General features: G+C 58.2%; 18 protein-coding genes. 11 read left to right on the forward strand and 7 right to left on the reverse strand.

What is annotated here, in order from left to right:
• Positions 1–50 precede the first annotated feature (50 nt).
• The 7 genes from NW843_RS09650 (at position 51) to NW843_RS09680 (ending at position 4,420) form a co-directional block, all read left to right on the forward strand.
• Positions 51–467 carry a hypothetical protein gene (locus NW843_RS09650; RefSeq protein ID WP_414522806.1) on the forward strand — a complete coding sequence of 139 codons (417 nt, stop codon included), beginning with the start codon at positions 51–53 and terminating at the stop codon, positions 465–467.
• 30 nt (positions 468–497) lie between these two features.
• Positions 498–833: a hypothetical protein gene (locus tag NW843_RS09655; RefSeq protein ID WP_414522807.1), complete on the forward strand. Its 336-nt coding sequence runs from the start codon at positions 498–500 to the stop codon at positions 831–833.
• A gap of 28 nt (positions 834–861) precedes the next feature.
• A complete protein-coding gene (locus tag NW843_RS09660) occupies positions 862–1,167 on the forward strand; it encodes a hypothetical protein (RefSeq protein ID WP_011434047.1) in 306 nt (101 codons plus the stop codon).
• Positions 1,168–1,194: 27 nt separating this feature from the next.
• On the forward strand, positions 1,195–2,373 hold the full coding sequence (locus NW843_RS09665) for a tetratricopeptide repeat protein (RefSeq protein WP_414522808.1): 1,179 nt from the start codon (positions 1,195–1,197) through the stop codon (positions 2,371–2,373).
• A 428-nt stretch (positions 2,374–2,801) separates the two neighbouring features.
• Positions 2,802–2,936: a hypothetical protein gene (locus NW843_RS09670; protein WP_255344540.1), complete on the forward strand. Its 135-nt coding sequence runs from the start codon at positions 2,802–2,804 to the stop codon at positions 2,934–2,936.
• The gene (locus NW843_RS09675; RefSeq protein WP_414522809.1) at positions 2,926–3,693 is read left to right on the forward strand and encodes an RNA polymerase sigma factor SigF; all 768 of its coding nucleotides are present in this window, start codon (positions 2,926–2,928) and stop codon (positions 3,691–3,693) included. Before NW843_RS09670 ends, NW843_RS09675 begins: the two co-directional genes overlap by 11 nt.
• 133 nt (positions 3,694–3,826) lie before the next feature.
• Positions 3,827–4,420 (forward strand): SAM-dependent methyltransferase, encoded by a 594-nt coding sequence (locus NW843_RS09680; protein WP_414522810.1) that lies wholly within the window; start codon positions 3,827–3,829, stop codon positions 4,418–4,420.
• On the opposite strand, the gene NW843_RS09685 is transcribed toward NW843_RS09680, so the two are convergent.
• Genes NW843_RS09685 through NW843_RS09695 form a run of 3 tightly spaced genes read right to left on the reverse strand, consistent with a single transcriptional unit; the run spans position 4,417 to position 6,017 of the window.
• Positions 4,417–4,842: a VOC family protein gene (locus tag NW843_RS09685; protein ID WP_414522811.1), complete on the reverse strand. Its 426-nt coding sequence runs from the start codon at positions 4,840–4,842 to the stop codon at positions 4,417–4,419. The genes NW843_RS09680 and NW843_RS09685 overlap by 4 nt on opposite strands.
• Before the next feature lie 53 nt (positions 4,843–4,895).
• Positions 4,896–5,609: an isochorismatase family protein gene (locus NW843_RS09690; protein ID WP_414373467.1), complete on the reverse strand. Its 714-nt coding sequence runs from the start codon at positions 5,607–5,609 to the stop codon at positions 4,896–4,898.
• Positions 5,610–5,636: 27 nt separating this feature from the next.
• Positions 5,637–6,017: a Rid family hydrolase gene (locus NW843_RS09695; protein WP_414356286.1), complete on the reverse strand. Its 381-nt coding sequence runs from the start codon at positions 6,015–6,017 to the stop codon at positions 5,637–5,639.
• A gap of 193 nt (positions 6,018–6,210) precedes the next feature.
• On the opposite strand from NW843_RS09695, the gene NW843_RS09700 reads away from it, so the two are divergent.
• The 4 genes from NW843_RS09700 to NW843_RS09715 all read left to right on the forward strand — a co-directional run bounded on the left by NW843_RS09700 (position 6,211) and on the right by NW843_RS09715 (position 9,304).
• A complete protein-coding gene (locus tag NW843_RS09700) occupies positions 6,211–7,239 on the forward strand; it encodes a rod shape-determining protein (RefSeq protein WP_414356309.1) in 1,029 nt (342 codons plus the stop codon).
• Between the two features lie 67 nt (positions 7,240–7,306).
• The gene (gene mreC, locus NW843_RS09705; protein WP_414387913.1) at positions 7,307–8,059 is read left to right on the forward strand and encodes a rod shape-determining protein MreC; all 753 of its coding nucleotides are present in this window, start codon (positions 7,307–7,309) and stop codon (positions 8,057–8,059) included.
• A complete protein-coding gene (gene mreD / locus NW843_RS09710; RefSeq protein ID WP_414356284.1) occupies positions 8,037–8,681 on the forward strand; it encodes a rod shape-determining protein MreD in 645 nt (214 codons plus the stop codon). The genes mreC and mreD overlap by 23 nt, the downstream gene beginning before the upstream one ends.
• A 395-nt stretch (positions 8,682–9,076) precedes the next feature.
• Positions 9,077–9,304: an indolepyruvate ferredoxin oxidoreductase subunit alpha gene (locus NW843_RS09715; protein ID WP_011434056.1), complete on the forward strand. Its 228-nt coding sequence runs from the start codon at positions 9,077–9,079 to the stop codon at positions 9,302–9,304.
• Between the two features lie 286 nt (positions 9,305–9,590).
• Here NW843_RS09715 and NW843_RS09720 read toward each other — a convergent pair whose 3' ends face one another.
• From NW843_RS09720 to NW843_RS09735, 4 genes are all read right to left on the reverse strand, one after another.
• The gene (locus NW843_RS09720; RefSeq protein WP_414383635.1) at positions 9,591–10,115 is read right to left on the reverse strand and encodes a YIP1 family protein; all 525 of its coding nucleotides are present in this window, start codon (positions 10,113–10,115) and stop codon (positions 9,591–9,593) included.
• A gap of 339 nt (positions 10,116–10,454) precedes the next feature.
• Positions 10,455–10,649, reverse strand: a complete 195-nt coding sequence (locus tag NW843_RS09725) for an IS630 transposase-related protein (RefSeq protein ID WP_071818172.1) — start codon at positions 10,647–10,649, stop codon at positions 10,455–10,457.
• 324 nt (positions 10,650–10,973) lie between these two features.
• The gene (gene cbiB, locus NW843_RS09730) at positions 10,974–12,044 is read right to left on the reverse strand and encodes an adenosylcobinamide-phosphate synthase CbiB (protein ID WP_414522812.1); all 1,071 of its coding nucleotides are present in this window, start codon (positions 12,042–12,044) and stop codon (positions 10,974–10,976) included.
• A complete protein-coding gene (locus NW843_RS09735; RefSeq protein ID WP_414407776.1) occupies positions 12,028–12,483 on the reverse strand; it encodes an Rrf2 family transcriptional regulator in 456 nt (151 codons plus the stop codon). The genes cbiB and NW843_RS09735 overlap by 17 nt, the downstream gene beginning before the upstream one ends.
• Between the last annotated feature and the right edge of the window lie 81 nt (positions 12,484–12,564).

Genomic DNA, 12,564 nt, shown 5'->3' on the forward strand with positions numbered 1-12,564 from the left:
TTTCCTGAACCATGTTCAGGAGAGTTCAGCGTGAATGTATCAGAGCCCTTGTGGCTGTTTGGATCGGCTGGGCGGAGGGGAGCGCTGCCTGGGCGAGGGACATGGCGCCGGCTGCCCCTGGAGTCTCCTCTCCCCCTACTTTGCCCATCCCTTGGGAATGGGTGTACGACTTGCAGGAGCAAGCCCGGCAGCGGCAATGCACATTGGTTGGCCTGTTGCGCAGCGATCCCTTGCCGGCGCCGGATCCCCAGTGGCAGGTGTACACACGGCTAGATTTGGTGGCCACGCCTCAGGCTGGTCGGTTGACCAGTGTGTTGTTTGCCGAGAACACCCGTACTCGGGCCTTGCAGGTTATCTATCAAGCCTCAGGGTCGGTGTACGACCCCGTTGAGGCATTGGATTTTGCCATGATCCTGCCTCTAGCCTGGCAGGGGAACACTTTGCTGGCGCGGGAGTACGAAGGCTAGTTCCAGACCGATTTGAGCTGGGATCGGGCGGTGGTCTGGCCTTTGCCCACTGACTCGACAGGGATCCCACCGGTGCAAAGCTGGGATCCGCCGCCGGCGCTGGGGTATGCGCAGCTGCTGGGCTGGGATCCCCAGGCGCGAGAGCGGGTGCTGTTTGCGGTGGCCGATAGCCTTGGAGAGATGCCCCGCTTGGTGAGCGTGGGCCCAGACCGCCAGGTGTTGCTGCGAGCGCCTGCCGTTGCCCTTTCCCCAACTCCCTCTTCTCTACAGGGGTGGCAGGAGATCCGGCCCAAGGGGGGAGAGCCTCTCTGCCACCAAAGCCGTTTTGGGCTGGAGCAGGGAGGGGAAAATGAAAAATTAAACTGAGATGCAGAAGCCTGTGGGAGCGACAACCATGTCCAAACCGGTGGTGCGGCGGGGCTGGCCTCTGGAGGCCTTTGTCGGGGATGTAATCGTCTGTACCCTAGAGGGATCCCATCTGGATCAGGTGACGGAAATCCGAGTCAGCCCGGCGGGTAAAGGGATCCGAGTCAGCTTTGGGGATCCCTTGGGACGCTCTAAGGAACCGGTGCAGGCCAACGCCGAGGCGCTGACGGTTACCTTCGAGATCGATCCCAGCACCTACCCCGGTGAGAAGCGCATTGAGCTGATCTCGCCGGCAGGGCCGAGCGATCCCTTGCCGTTTTTGGTGATGATGTAGAGGCGCGCAGAAAAGAGGAAGTGGGTCATGCCGTTTGTGATTGCCCCGACCGACGTGGGCGTGCTGGTGCTGGGGGCGAGCCTGTTGCTTTTGGCCGGGGGTTGGGCCTGGTGGCTGCGGCGGCAGAAGCGTGCTGCCTCCCCAGAATCTACAGCCGTTTCGCCGGCCCCGGCGGTTGACCCATCTGCCCTTTCGGCGGAACAGGCGGCTCAACTACAGCCCTTCGAGCAGGCGGTGGGAAATCAGCCGCAGGATCCCATTGCCTGGTACAACCGCGCCACCACCCTCGACCACCTGGGGCAAGCCCAAGCTGCCCTGGCCAGCTACGACCGCGCCCTGGAGCTGAAGCCGGACTTCCCCGAAGCCTGGAACAACCGTGGTTCTCTGCTGGACGATCTCGGTCGCCATCAAGAAGCTCTGGCCAGCTATGAGCGGGCTCTGCGGCTGAAACCGGATTTTTTTGAGGCCCGCTTTAACCAGGCCAACACGCTGCGGCAATTGGGCCGCTACGAAGAAGCCCTATGTGCCTACGAACGGGCCCTTGCCCTCAGCCCCGACAGCCCGGAAACGTGGTACCTGCACGGGCTAACCTTAGCCTCTCTGGGACGGTGGCAGGGATCCCTAATCAGCTACGAGAAAGCCCTCGCCATCAACCCCGTCAATGCCCAAGTTTGGCAGAGTCGGGGCCTGGCTCTGTTTCACCTAGAGCGCTACGTCGATGCTCTGGCCAGCTACGAACGAGCCCTGCAACTGGGCTCCGAATCGGCCTCTCTCTGGGCCGGCCATGCCCTTGCCCACCACCGCCTCGGCAACCCGATGGAGGCCCTCAACAGCTATGACCGTGCCCTGGCGCAGGATCCCAAACGCCCTCAGATCTGGGTGCAGCGCGGCCTGGTGCTGATGGACTTGAACCTCTACGAGCTGGCCATCCAGAGTTTTGATCGGGCCCTGCAGATGGATCCCAGCAATGCCGAGGCTCACTACGCCAAAGCCTGCTGCTACGCCTGGGAAGGCCAAGTGCCTCAGGCCCTACAAGCTTTGGAGCAAGCCCTACGCCTGGAGCCGGAACGCTACCGCCCCTTGCTCTCCTCTGAGCCCTATTTCGACCTCATTCGCGAGGAGCCGAGTTTTGCATCCTTTTTGGCAGCCCTTGCCGGCACGGATCCCCCCAAGAACCCCCCGCCGCTGTCACGAACAGCCTCTTGACGTTCTCACCTCCCAGAAGGAGAGGAGAGGCTGGAATGCACAGGCTGTTTCACCGCCAACCTGACCCAATCACCAATAACCACGAGAGCACGCCAACAACAGAAATCCGGCAATTTCGTTGGGTCTTACGGGAAAATTGCGCTCTTTTGCCGATGAAACCCGCCGATTTTCCGTGGAGATGCTGTTGCTTGGGTCAAGAAACCTGGTCAAACTAAGAACGTTCCAGCTCTTGGCAAATCTCAACAGTGTCCGGTTGTGCTTCTAACGCCATCCCTGTAGCCCTGTAGCACCTGCTTGCGCAGGGTCTGGCTGGGCAAAAGCGTCTCTTGACTGGATGGGTGTTGGTTATGGGTGGGATCCTCAACCTTTGAATGGTTTTCGAGTTCCTTGAGTGCTTGTTCTACAGTTATTTTCGGCAAATCGGTAAAGTGGTTGTCTATGATAACGGCCCCTCGCCTGACCTCTCCCAAGAACTCCGTCTCCCTGAGGCGACCGGCGGCCCCCCCTCCATTGCCTTTGGCCAAGACCGGATTCCCAGCCGCATGTGGATCTATGGCATCTAGTGAGGATGTTAAAGCCCGAACCGCCGAACTGTTGCGGCTGTACCACCAGAATCGCGATCCAGCCCTGCGCAACCGGCTGGTGGAAATGAACTTGGGCTTGGTGCGCAAAGAGGCCCACCACTGGCGCAACCAATGCAATGAGGGGTACGACGACCTGGTGCAAGTTGGCTGTTTGGGTTTGATTCAAGCTATCGAACGCTTTGACATCAGCCGAGGCCTGGCTTTTAGCTCCTTTGCCATGCCCTACATTCGCGGAGAAATTCAACATTACCTGCGAGACAAGAGCCCCACCATGCGGATCCCACGCCGCTGGACAACTCTGCAACGACAAGCCAAGAAGGTGATTGCCCGTCTGCGGCAAGAGTTGGGCCGTTCTCCCTCTGAGGCCGAGGTGAGAGAAGCCCTACAACTGACGGAGCAGGAATGGCGAGAGCTGGAACTGGCTCAACAAAACAGCCTTTTGCTCAGCCTGGATGCCCCGATTCAAACCGAGGAAGACAGCGTCGCTTTGGGGGAGGTCGTTCCGGATCAGCGCTACCGCAGTTTTCAACTGGCCGAAGAAGACCGCATTCGCCTACAGCATGCCTTGGCCAAGCTGGAGGAACGCACCCGCAAGATTTTGGAATTTGTCTTCTTCTACGACCTCACCCAAAAAGAAACGGCAGAGCGGCTGGGGATCAGCGCCGTTACCGTTTCCCGCCAAGTCAAAAAGGGGCTGGAACGTCTGGCCAAGTTGTTGAATCAAGATATTTTTTAAGTTGTTGAATCAGAATATTTTTCGAGACGCTGGAACCGACGCAACTGGCGGTGGCTTTCCACCCTGTAGAACAGCGAGGGCTCTGTACCGCAACAGATTGATAGACTGATGGAAACATGGACGAGAGTATTTGATGAATAGAAAAAACCGCTCTTCTCGGGATCGACCCTTGGCACCCCGCGGTTTCAAGCCTAAGCTCGGTCAGAACTCGGTGGTCAGGGATCCCTTCTTCCAACGCCAGTCCAACCGGCAAAGTCCAGAGGGAATCAGCTTGGCCCCCTATGTGCGCACCTTGCCCTTGGTTGTGGATGCCATGCTGGATTTGGCCCAGGTGGGGAGCGAGGATACTCTGTACGACTTGGGCTGTGGGGATGGCCGCATTCTCATCCGGGCGGCACAGCGCTTTGGCACGCGGGGCGTGGGGGTGGATATCGACCCGGAGCGCATCCTGGAAGCCCAACAGCGGGCCCAAGAAGCCCAAGTTCAGGATCGAGTCACCTTTCTCCAGCAGGATCTGCTCACTCTGGACTTAACCCCGGCGACGGTGGTGAGTTGTTATTTGCTGCCCCGCTCCCACCTGCTGATCCGAGACAAGCTGCGCTCCCAGCTTCGGCCCGGCGCTCGTCTGGTCACCCACTCCTTCGACATGGGGGATTGGCCCCCCACCGCCACCACCACCGTATCGGATGTCATCAACACCTACACCATCTACCTTTGGCGGATCTAACCCTGGGGATCCCAGGCTGTCGCTTCCCCAAAAGCAGCAGAAGGCTGGTGCAGTACAATCCGGTTGCCATCGGGATCCCGAAAATCCACCTCCTGTCCGTGAAAGGCTTGTCGCAGAGGGGAAATGGAGATCTGATAAGCTTCCGCCAACCCCTCCAGTGTTGTCAGGGATCCCTGTAAATCTTGCACCTGCAGGCAGAGGCTCACCGCTGCGGCTTGGGCACCACAATCGAGATGACGGCTGCGATAAAGGCCCAGCCGCAACCCTGGCAGACGAAACTCTACGTACACCGGATCCCCCTCTGTCGGGAGCTGGACTTGGGGAGAGATCCCCAAGAGATCCCGATAGAAGCGCTGCAGACGGGGCAAGTCTGGGGTAGCCACGCTGACCAAGGCGCCGGAGAGCTGCATCGCAACCGCCAAAAGACCGAGTTGCTTTATCTTAGTTCCTCAATGCTCCACGTCGAAGAACCCCCTTATGCAGTCTTTGCACCAACCCGTGTCGGCACAGCAGCTTGCAAAGCCTGGAGAAACTCATCGCTGCTACAAACCCAGCCAAAAAACTTCTCAATATTGGCTAAGGCGGCCTCCTTGAGCAGGGGCGGCCCCACCTGCAGGGTGGAATCAGATAGCAGCAAACAGAAATATTCGCGGTGAAAAGCTTCTCGGATGGTGGATTCCACACAGACATTGGTGGCAATGCCTGTAAACACGAGATTGCGAATCCGCCGCTGCCGCAGCAGCATATCAAAATGAGTTCCGGCGAAAGCACTGTAGCGAGTTTTCTGGAGAACGATTTCTCCAGGGAGAGGTCTTAATGCCTCAACAAAATCATAGTCCCACGTGCCCTTAATCAATAATTTTCCTGACAACTCGGGCCGTTGGCGCATCAACTTCAGGGCGTTGGATTTGTACCAATTGGGGGAGCCGGGACCACCTGCCTCCTCAAGTTGGGGATCCCAGCCATTTTGAGTAAAGATGATCGGCATTTGTAAAGGGCGAACCGCTTCCAGCACACGGGCGATAACCTGAATGACCGCCGGCGCTTCGCCGAGATCACTACCCAAAAGGTCCACATACCCGCCCCTGCTGGCGTAGGCATTTTGCATGTCCACCACGATCAAGGCGGTTTCTTCCAACTGAAAGGTAACCGGATCCGGGCGACTGGGGATCACAATAGGAGTCGGCATTGAAAATCTCCAAATAGACTCAAATCCTCAAGCCCCAATGTGGGCCACGGCAGCAATTTCCACCAGCAGATCAGGACGTACCAAGTCTGCTTTCACCACAAATCGAGCCGGTAATACCCCCGGAAAATACTCTTTGTATACGGCGTTCATGCCCGCATAGTTGGCGTAGTCGGTCAAGAAAACGCTGCAGAAGACGATGTCCTCCATCGTTCCTCCTGCTTCTGTAACGACGCTTTTAATCAGATCCAACACCACGCGAGTTTGGGTGGCGATGTCGGATCCCACCGTCTTGCCCTCCGGATCTAGGGCCAATGTGCCCGAGATGTAGAGGGTATTGCCCACCTTCACGCCGGGAGAATAGGGGGCGATGGCCGGATATCCGGCTGGAGCAATGGCAACCTTAGGCATATGGGATCCCGAATCACAACAGGATTGCACCTTAGCGGCGAATTTAATCTTCCACAGTTGGCTGGGATACAGCTACAGCCGGTTTCTCTGGAGCAGATTCCCGATCTTCGGGGGAGATTCTCTAGCAGAACTAGACTATAGTAGGTACCGAAGCTTGCTGCTTCTTCCCAAGTCAAGACTGGAGCGACTTACCGTGGGGTTCTTCAGCCGATTTTCCCGTGATATGGGCATTGATTTGGGCACTGCCAACACGCTGGTCTACGTGGCCGGGCGAGGCATTGTCCTGCAAGAGCCCTCTGTGGTTGCCATCGACCAAAACACCAAGCAACCCCTGGCTGTGGGGGAAGATGCCAAAAAAATGTTGGGCCGTACCCCAGGCAACATCGTGGCGGTGCGTCCTCTGCGAGATGGGGTGATTGCCGACTTCGACACGGCGGAGATGATGCTAAAACACTTCATCCACCGCGTACACGAGGGCCGGTACCTCATTGCTCCGCGCATTGTGATTGGGATCCCCAGCGGCGTGACCGGAGTGGAGCGACGGGCTGTGATGGAAGCCGCTCTCCAGGCCGGGTCGCGGGAGGTGTATTTGGTGGATGAGCCGGTGGCAGCAGCCATTGGGGCCGGGCTGCCGGTGCAAGAGCCCACCGGGAACATGATCATCGACATCGGCGGCGGCACCACTGAGGTAGCCGTCCTTAGCTTGCAGGGGATCGTGCTGAGCGAGTCGGTGCGGGTAGCGGGAGATGAACTGAGCGAGGCCATCGCCCAGTACATGAAAAAAGTCCACAACCTCACCATCGGGGAGCGCACTGCCGAAGAGATCAAGATTCAGATCGGTTCTGCCTACCCGATTCAAGAGGAACTGACCATGGAGGTGCGCGGGTTACACCTGCTCTCCGGTTTACCCCGTACCGTTACGGTGAAAAGCACCGAAATCCGCGAGAGCATGGCCGAGCCCCTCTCGGTGATTGTGGAAGCCATTAAGCGCACCCTGGAGCGCACTCCACCGGAATTGGCTGCCGACATTATCGACCGCGGCATCATGCTGGCCGGCGGAGGAGCCTTGCTCAAGGGTCTGGATGCCCTGATCAGCCATGAAACCGGGATCTTGGTTCACATTGCTCCGGATCCCCTCAGTTGTGTGGTGCTGGGTACAGGGCGAGTTCTGGAGGATTTCAAAACCTTGGGTCGAGTGTTGAGCGGCAGCTTCAAGGGCTAGAGGCGCTTCTCCCTCTCCCTGATTTCCTGATTTGAGGTGTGAGTCGAGTGGGTTGGAGAGGTATTGCTTGAATTGGCTACGCCAATGGTGGAGGCGCCATAGCCTGGGGTTGCTCCTGTCTGCTTTGGCGATGGGAGCAGCGCTGGGCCTGCGCCAAACCCAGGGATCCCTATTGGTGGAATTGTACAGTTGGATCACTGCTCCAGCCCGTCCGCCTGTGGATCCCGCTGCGGTGCTCAGCCAGGCCGCTAACCGTGAGCTGCAAGCCCTGGTAGCCGAGTTGCAGTACCAAAACCGCGAGCTGAAGCGACTGCTGCAATTTACCGAGCAAATGCCCCAAGCGGGGATCCCGGCAGCAGTGGTGGGTCGCAGCGCCGATCACTGGTGGCAACAGCTCACCCTCAGCCGCGGCAGCCGGCATGGAGTCAGGGTGGGAGATGTAGTCATGGCGCCGGGCGGGTTGATCGGGCGAGTTGAGTCGGTCACGCCCAACACCAGCCGAGTGCTCCTGATCAGCGATCCCACCAGCCGTGTTGGGGTGATGTTGAGTCGCAGCCGACACATGGGCATCCTGAGGGGTACGGGCACCCAGAGCGCCATTTTGGATTTTTTCGACAAGGCTCCCAAAGTAGAGGTGGGGGATGTGGTGGTGACCTCGGGCCTGAGCAGCTTTTACCCAGCCGGGGTGGTGGTGGGAACGGTTCGAGCGGTCAACTTGGATGCCAGCCCTGCCCCCCAAGCCACTGTCGAACTGTCGGCGCCGCTGGGCCTCTTGGAATGGGCCTTGATCTACCGCTATGCTCAACCCTCTGATTCTTAAGCTCAAGTCTCACCTCAACTGGGTGGTGACTGCCCTATCAGGATTGCTGGCAGCAGTGGCCCCTTGGTGGCGCGGGCCGGGCTTGGAGCTGGCAGGCTTAACCCCAGATTGGCCCTTGATCTGGGTGGTGTGCTGGAGTGTGCGGCGTAAAGCTTGGCAGGGAGCTGTTGCCGGGGTCACCCTGGGTTTTCTGCAAGATGCGCTGACCAGCCCTTGTCCTACCCATGCGCTGGGGCTGGCTGTAGTTGGGATCCTCACCGCCAAGCTGCAAAAACAACGCTACATGCAAGAAGACTTCATCTCGGTGGCCTTGATCGTTTTTGGTATGGTGGTGATTGCCGAAACCCTGATGGCGCTGCAGTGGATGTGGCTTGCCGCCTCCCAGGGATCCGAGGGCCTGGATCCGGCGGGAATGCAAACTTTGCTGGATGGATTGGGGAACTCCCTTCACTCTTTCGGCAGCATCGGCGGCGACGGTTCGCGTTCTCTGGAGAGCATCTGGTGGAACCATCAACGCAATGCCCTCACGTCTGCTATTTTAAGTAGCCTCTGGGCACCTGCTTTGTACTGGCCCCTCAGTCGTTGGTGGCAATCTCAAGAGCGGGATCCCAGAGAGGTTTAGCCTTTGGTTTTGTGGCAAATCATCCTACCTTTCGGTTAAAACTTAGGCCAAAGCAGAGTATGTCCCTTGGCATTTTTGGCAAGAAAGAACTCTCGAGGCGGCGGGAGCCGGTTTGCCGACTGTCTCTGACCTCCCACATGTTGGCGCTGTGCTGAGAGGCCCCAGACAAAGTCAGAAAAAGCGACAATCCGGAAAATTCTTCGTTGGGGAGCAATTTTGGCCTAAAATGAACCCTAGAACTGAGATATAAGTCCCATCTTTTTCAGGCAGCTTCGGGCAAATATCGCGCATTCTAATCAAAAAGTCAACAGCATAGGAAGCGCAGGCGACGTAAAGGCTGACCTTGTGGCAACTGCACTTAGGATTTGACTTAGAGCGTTCATTGGGAGGGATCCATGCCGCATACAATTGTCACCGATATCTGTGAAGGTGTGGCCGACTGTGTAGAGGCTTGCCCCGTCGCCTGCATCCACCCCGGCGATACCAAAAATGCCAAAGGCACCGACTACTTTTGGATTGAGTTTTCCACCTGCATTGACTGTGGCATCTGTTTACAGGTCTGCCCCGTAGAGGGCGCTATTCTGCCGGAGGAAAAGCCGCATCTGCAGCGAGTGCCCCGCTAATTCCGGGGAAGCATCCCTGGCCACACGCCGGGATTCAACGAGAATTACAATCATTTCAATTCCAACCAGGACGCTGCACCCACACCTAGAACATTAGTCGCGTCTTCGCGTCGTCGTGTCAGCGTTGCGGAGCAATAGCGTTGCGGTTCCCGTCAGGGTGCCGTAGGCATAGCAATAGCGTTGCGGAGCAACAATACGCAGAACCAGAAGGCTTTTCAAGGACTCCGTCCCGCTGGCGCGATCAGTAGCCTAGGCGTTTCACCTTAACCTGAAACAACTATAAGCTTTAGCCCAAGGAAGCCAAAGCAACAACGCTGCTGGTCAGCCAGCTCAGGGCCAAGATCCCCCCCAGGAAAGCCAATGGGATCAGGCCCAGCAGCCGCCACCACTCCAAATCCAGCGCTACAGCTACTGCCCGCACCTGCCAAACCACAAACCACAGCAGAGCTGACAAGCCCAGCAGGGATCCCACCACCCCACCCAACGATTGAGCAGGCCCCAGCAGCAGCCACGGCAAACCGGCAAACCCCGTCAAGCACAGCAGCGCTGAAAAGGAAGGGACAGCCCGACCCAAACAAAAGGCCAGCAATTGCAACAAAGCCGCCAAACCCACCCAGCCCAGGGATCCCATCAGCACCGCCAGCACCATGCTCGGCAGGCTTACCCCAGAGCGGCGAATCGCATCCAGGACGTTGAGCAGCCCCACCACCCCAAAGGCTTGCCAGAGAACAGGCTGTTCCCGCAACGCCCGAAAGGTGCGCTCCGGCAGAAACCAAGCGCCGTAGATGTTGTCTAACCAGGAACCAAGCATGGCCAGCAACCCGTCAAGCTGTCTTTTATCCTAGCCCTTGGTGAGCACTTGACGGGCACACCCCAAAAATGGGGTATGATTGGGAGAGGATTCTGCGGCGTTGGTGACTGCCGTTATGTTTTTGCGATCTATACCCTTCGACAATTAGGATGGGAAGTGGATGTGAGAGCAGTAAGCCAAACTTAGATTTGGAAACTATCGACAATCATCCCCGGTATCCTACACTGGATTTTCCAGGTCGAAAACCACGGTAAAACGGCGCAACAGTATCCTCAAAAAAGCCCTCGAAAGGGGGCCTTTTTGTTGTTTGGATATTGTCGGATATTGTCAATGCTGCAGTTAATGGGTATTGCTCTGGCGCTGGGCTCCATCCTTTAGTCGAGCTTCTGGGCACTGGTCTACGTCTTGCTGCAGGGCAGCCAAGTCTGTCTTTCGCTTGCGGGTCTTGACTTTTGTTGTCGTGAGGTCTGCTCGGCTCAGCCAGCGATAAACGGTTGCACAAGTGACATAACTCCCGCACTCATGCTGACGCAAAGCGCTCCGCGCCGCTAAAGCGAGAGAGTGCGAGCTTCAAGGACTCCGTCCCGCTGACGCGAAAAGGACGGGATGCCCCACCGCCCTGTGCTTGATATCTGTAGCAGCTGCTGTTTTTATCATCGTTTATTTCAGCGGTTCTAGGTTCACGGCAGGTTGACAGCAGCTACGGTTTTTGTTGCCGCCGATCTAGTTAGCTTTGCTAACTCTACCTCAAGTTCTGGGGGAAGTTGCACCTGTGGAGATTCCTCTGCCGGGGTTGAGTCAAAAGCTCAGCTAGGTAAGGGTCGTAGAAGCAGGAAGCAACCGGTTGTTTAGTTCATCCTAGGGGGTGAAATAAACGACCATGAGTTGCAGAACGGTCAACAGGAGAGTTGCTCCCACCATCAAACTCCCCCAAATCCATACAACCTGTCGCAGCAGTCCCAAGCTTTCCCGCACCACTTGCGGGGTCAAGGGGCGAGCTGGGATCCCCAATTTGGGTTTCACCTTCGGGATCCCCTGATAGAAATTGGTTCCCCCCAATTGGATCTGCAGCCGCCAGGCAAAAGCCGCTTCGCTCCACCCCGAATTGGGGCTGGGATCCGCTTGCGCGTCCTGACGACACCGCTGCCAGAACCCCCAAGGATCCCGGCTGAGCAGCGCCAGCGTGAGCACCGTCAGGCGGCAGGGCAGCCAAGTCAGCCCATCCTCACAGCGGGCCGGCACTGTGCCCAAATGGGTGAAAGGGGGGTGGCGGTAGCCCACCATCGAATCCAGCGTGCTGCTGGCCTTGTAGGCTAGGGCCAAGGGCGCCCCTCCCAAGAAGGCGTAGAACAGAGGGGCAGTTGCTCCGTCGGGAGTATTTTCGGCCACCGTCTCAATCAGCGCCCGCAAAATCTCCGATGCCGTCAGGTGCTCTGTATCCCGCCCCACGTAGCGGCTGAGACGTTGACGGGCCTCCGGCAGATCCCCTTTTTCCAAGGGATCCAACACCTCCAAGGCGGCAAAGCGCAGGCTGCGCCCTCCCAGACAACTGGCCATGAGGGTTACCTGCATGAGGATCCCTGCCCAGGGATGGATGGCATTGCCGATGGCGACCAGCCCCCAGCCTATGCCGTAGGATCCCCCCACCAAAGTTAGGGTGAGAACTGCCCCGCCCCACTGTTGTGCTCGCGGAGTTGAGCAGTGCTTGAGGATATAGCCTTGCCCCCAGGCAATAACAGCCCCCATCACCCGCACCGGATGAGGCCAACCCCAGGGATCCGCCAGCAGGTAATCCAATACCAAAGCTGCCGCCAGCACCAGCCCGGCAGTCGGTTGGGCCGGAAAAAACAGCCAGCCGCCGGGAAAGGGCTCCGTCCCACTAACGCGAAAGGACTCCGTCCCGCTAACGCGATCAAACCACAAATCCACTCTCCTGATCCTGAGCCGCTTGCCAGCTCCGGGCATCAAAATACAGATCTTCCAGAGTGGTTTCCTCCAACACCTGCTGCACCCGTCGAGCGATCCGCTGCCACAGGGCTTCCGTCACCCAGTCCAGCCGCTCCGCCGGATGCACGGCTGAAGGATTAGAACTGTCCATGAGAGGATCCAAGGATTCTCCCACCGCCGCCAAAATGGCGCTGATCGGGATCCGCCGCGGCGCCCGTGCCAACCGGTAGCCTCCCTGGGCCCCCCGTTGGGAACAAACCAAGCCGGCCTGGCGCAACTCAATCAGCAACTTTTCCAGGTAGGGAGCTGGGATCCCCTGTCGCTGAGCAATGGCCCGCACCGAAGCCATTTGCCCGGAGCCGAGCATCGCCAGATCCAACAAAGCTTTGATGCTATAGGTGGCCCGCGTTGTCAAGCGCACCGGGATCCCTCTCCGCAGCACTTCTCGATCCTGCCATAGGACTCCGTCCCGCTACCGCGAAAGGACTCCGTCCCGCTACCG

The sequence above is a fragment of the Synechococcus sp. R5-12 genome, from assembly GCF_047502655.1.
Classification (GTDB): domain Bacteria; phylum Cyanobacteriota; class Cyanobacteriia; order Thermostichales; family Thermostichaceae; genus Thermostichus.

Excerpts from the sequence above, each read along its gene's own strand:
- NW843_RS09660 (WP_011434047.1), top strand. The coding sequence starts at position 862 with ATGTCCAAACCGGTGGTGCGGCGGGGCTGGCCTCTGGAGGCCTTTGTC.
- NW843_RS09665 (WP_414522808.1), top strand. The coding sequence starts at position 1,195 with ATGCCGTTTGTGATTGCCCCGACCGACGTGGGCGTGCTGGTGCTGGGG.
- NW843_RS09675 (WP_414522809.1), top strand. The coding sequence starts at position 2,926 with ATGGCATCTAGTGAGGATGTTAAAGCCCGAACCGCCGAACTGTTGCGG.
- NW843_RS09680 (WP_414522810.1), top strand. The coding sequence starts at position 3,827 with ATGAATAGAAAAAACCGCTCTTCTCGGGATCGACCCTTGGCACCCCGC.
- NW843_RS09690 (WP_414373467.1), bottom strand. The coding sequence starts at position 5,609 with ATGCCGACTCCTATTGTGATCCCCAGTCGCCCGGATCCGGTTACCTTT.
- NW843_RS09695 (WP_414356286.1), bottom strand. The coding sequence starts at position 6,017 with ATGCCTAAGGTTGCCATTGCTCCAGCCGGATATCCGGCCATCGCCCCC.
- mreD (WP_414356284.1), top strand. The coding sequence starts at position 8,037 with ATGCTCAACCCTCTGATTCTTAAGCTCAAGTCTCACCTCAACTGGGTG.
- NW843_RS09715 (WP_011434056.1), top strand. The coding sequence starts at position 9,077 with ATGCCGCATACAATTGTCACCGATATCTGTGAAGGTGTGGCCGACTGT.
- NW843_RS09720 (WP_414383635.1), bottom strand. The coding sequence starts at position 10,115 with ATGCTTGGTTCCTGGTTAGACAACATCTACGGCGCTTGGTTTCTGCCG.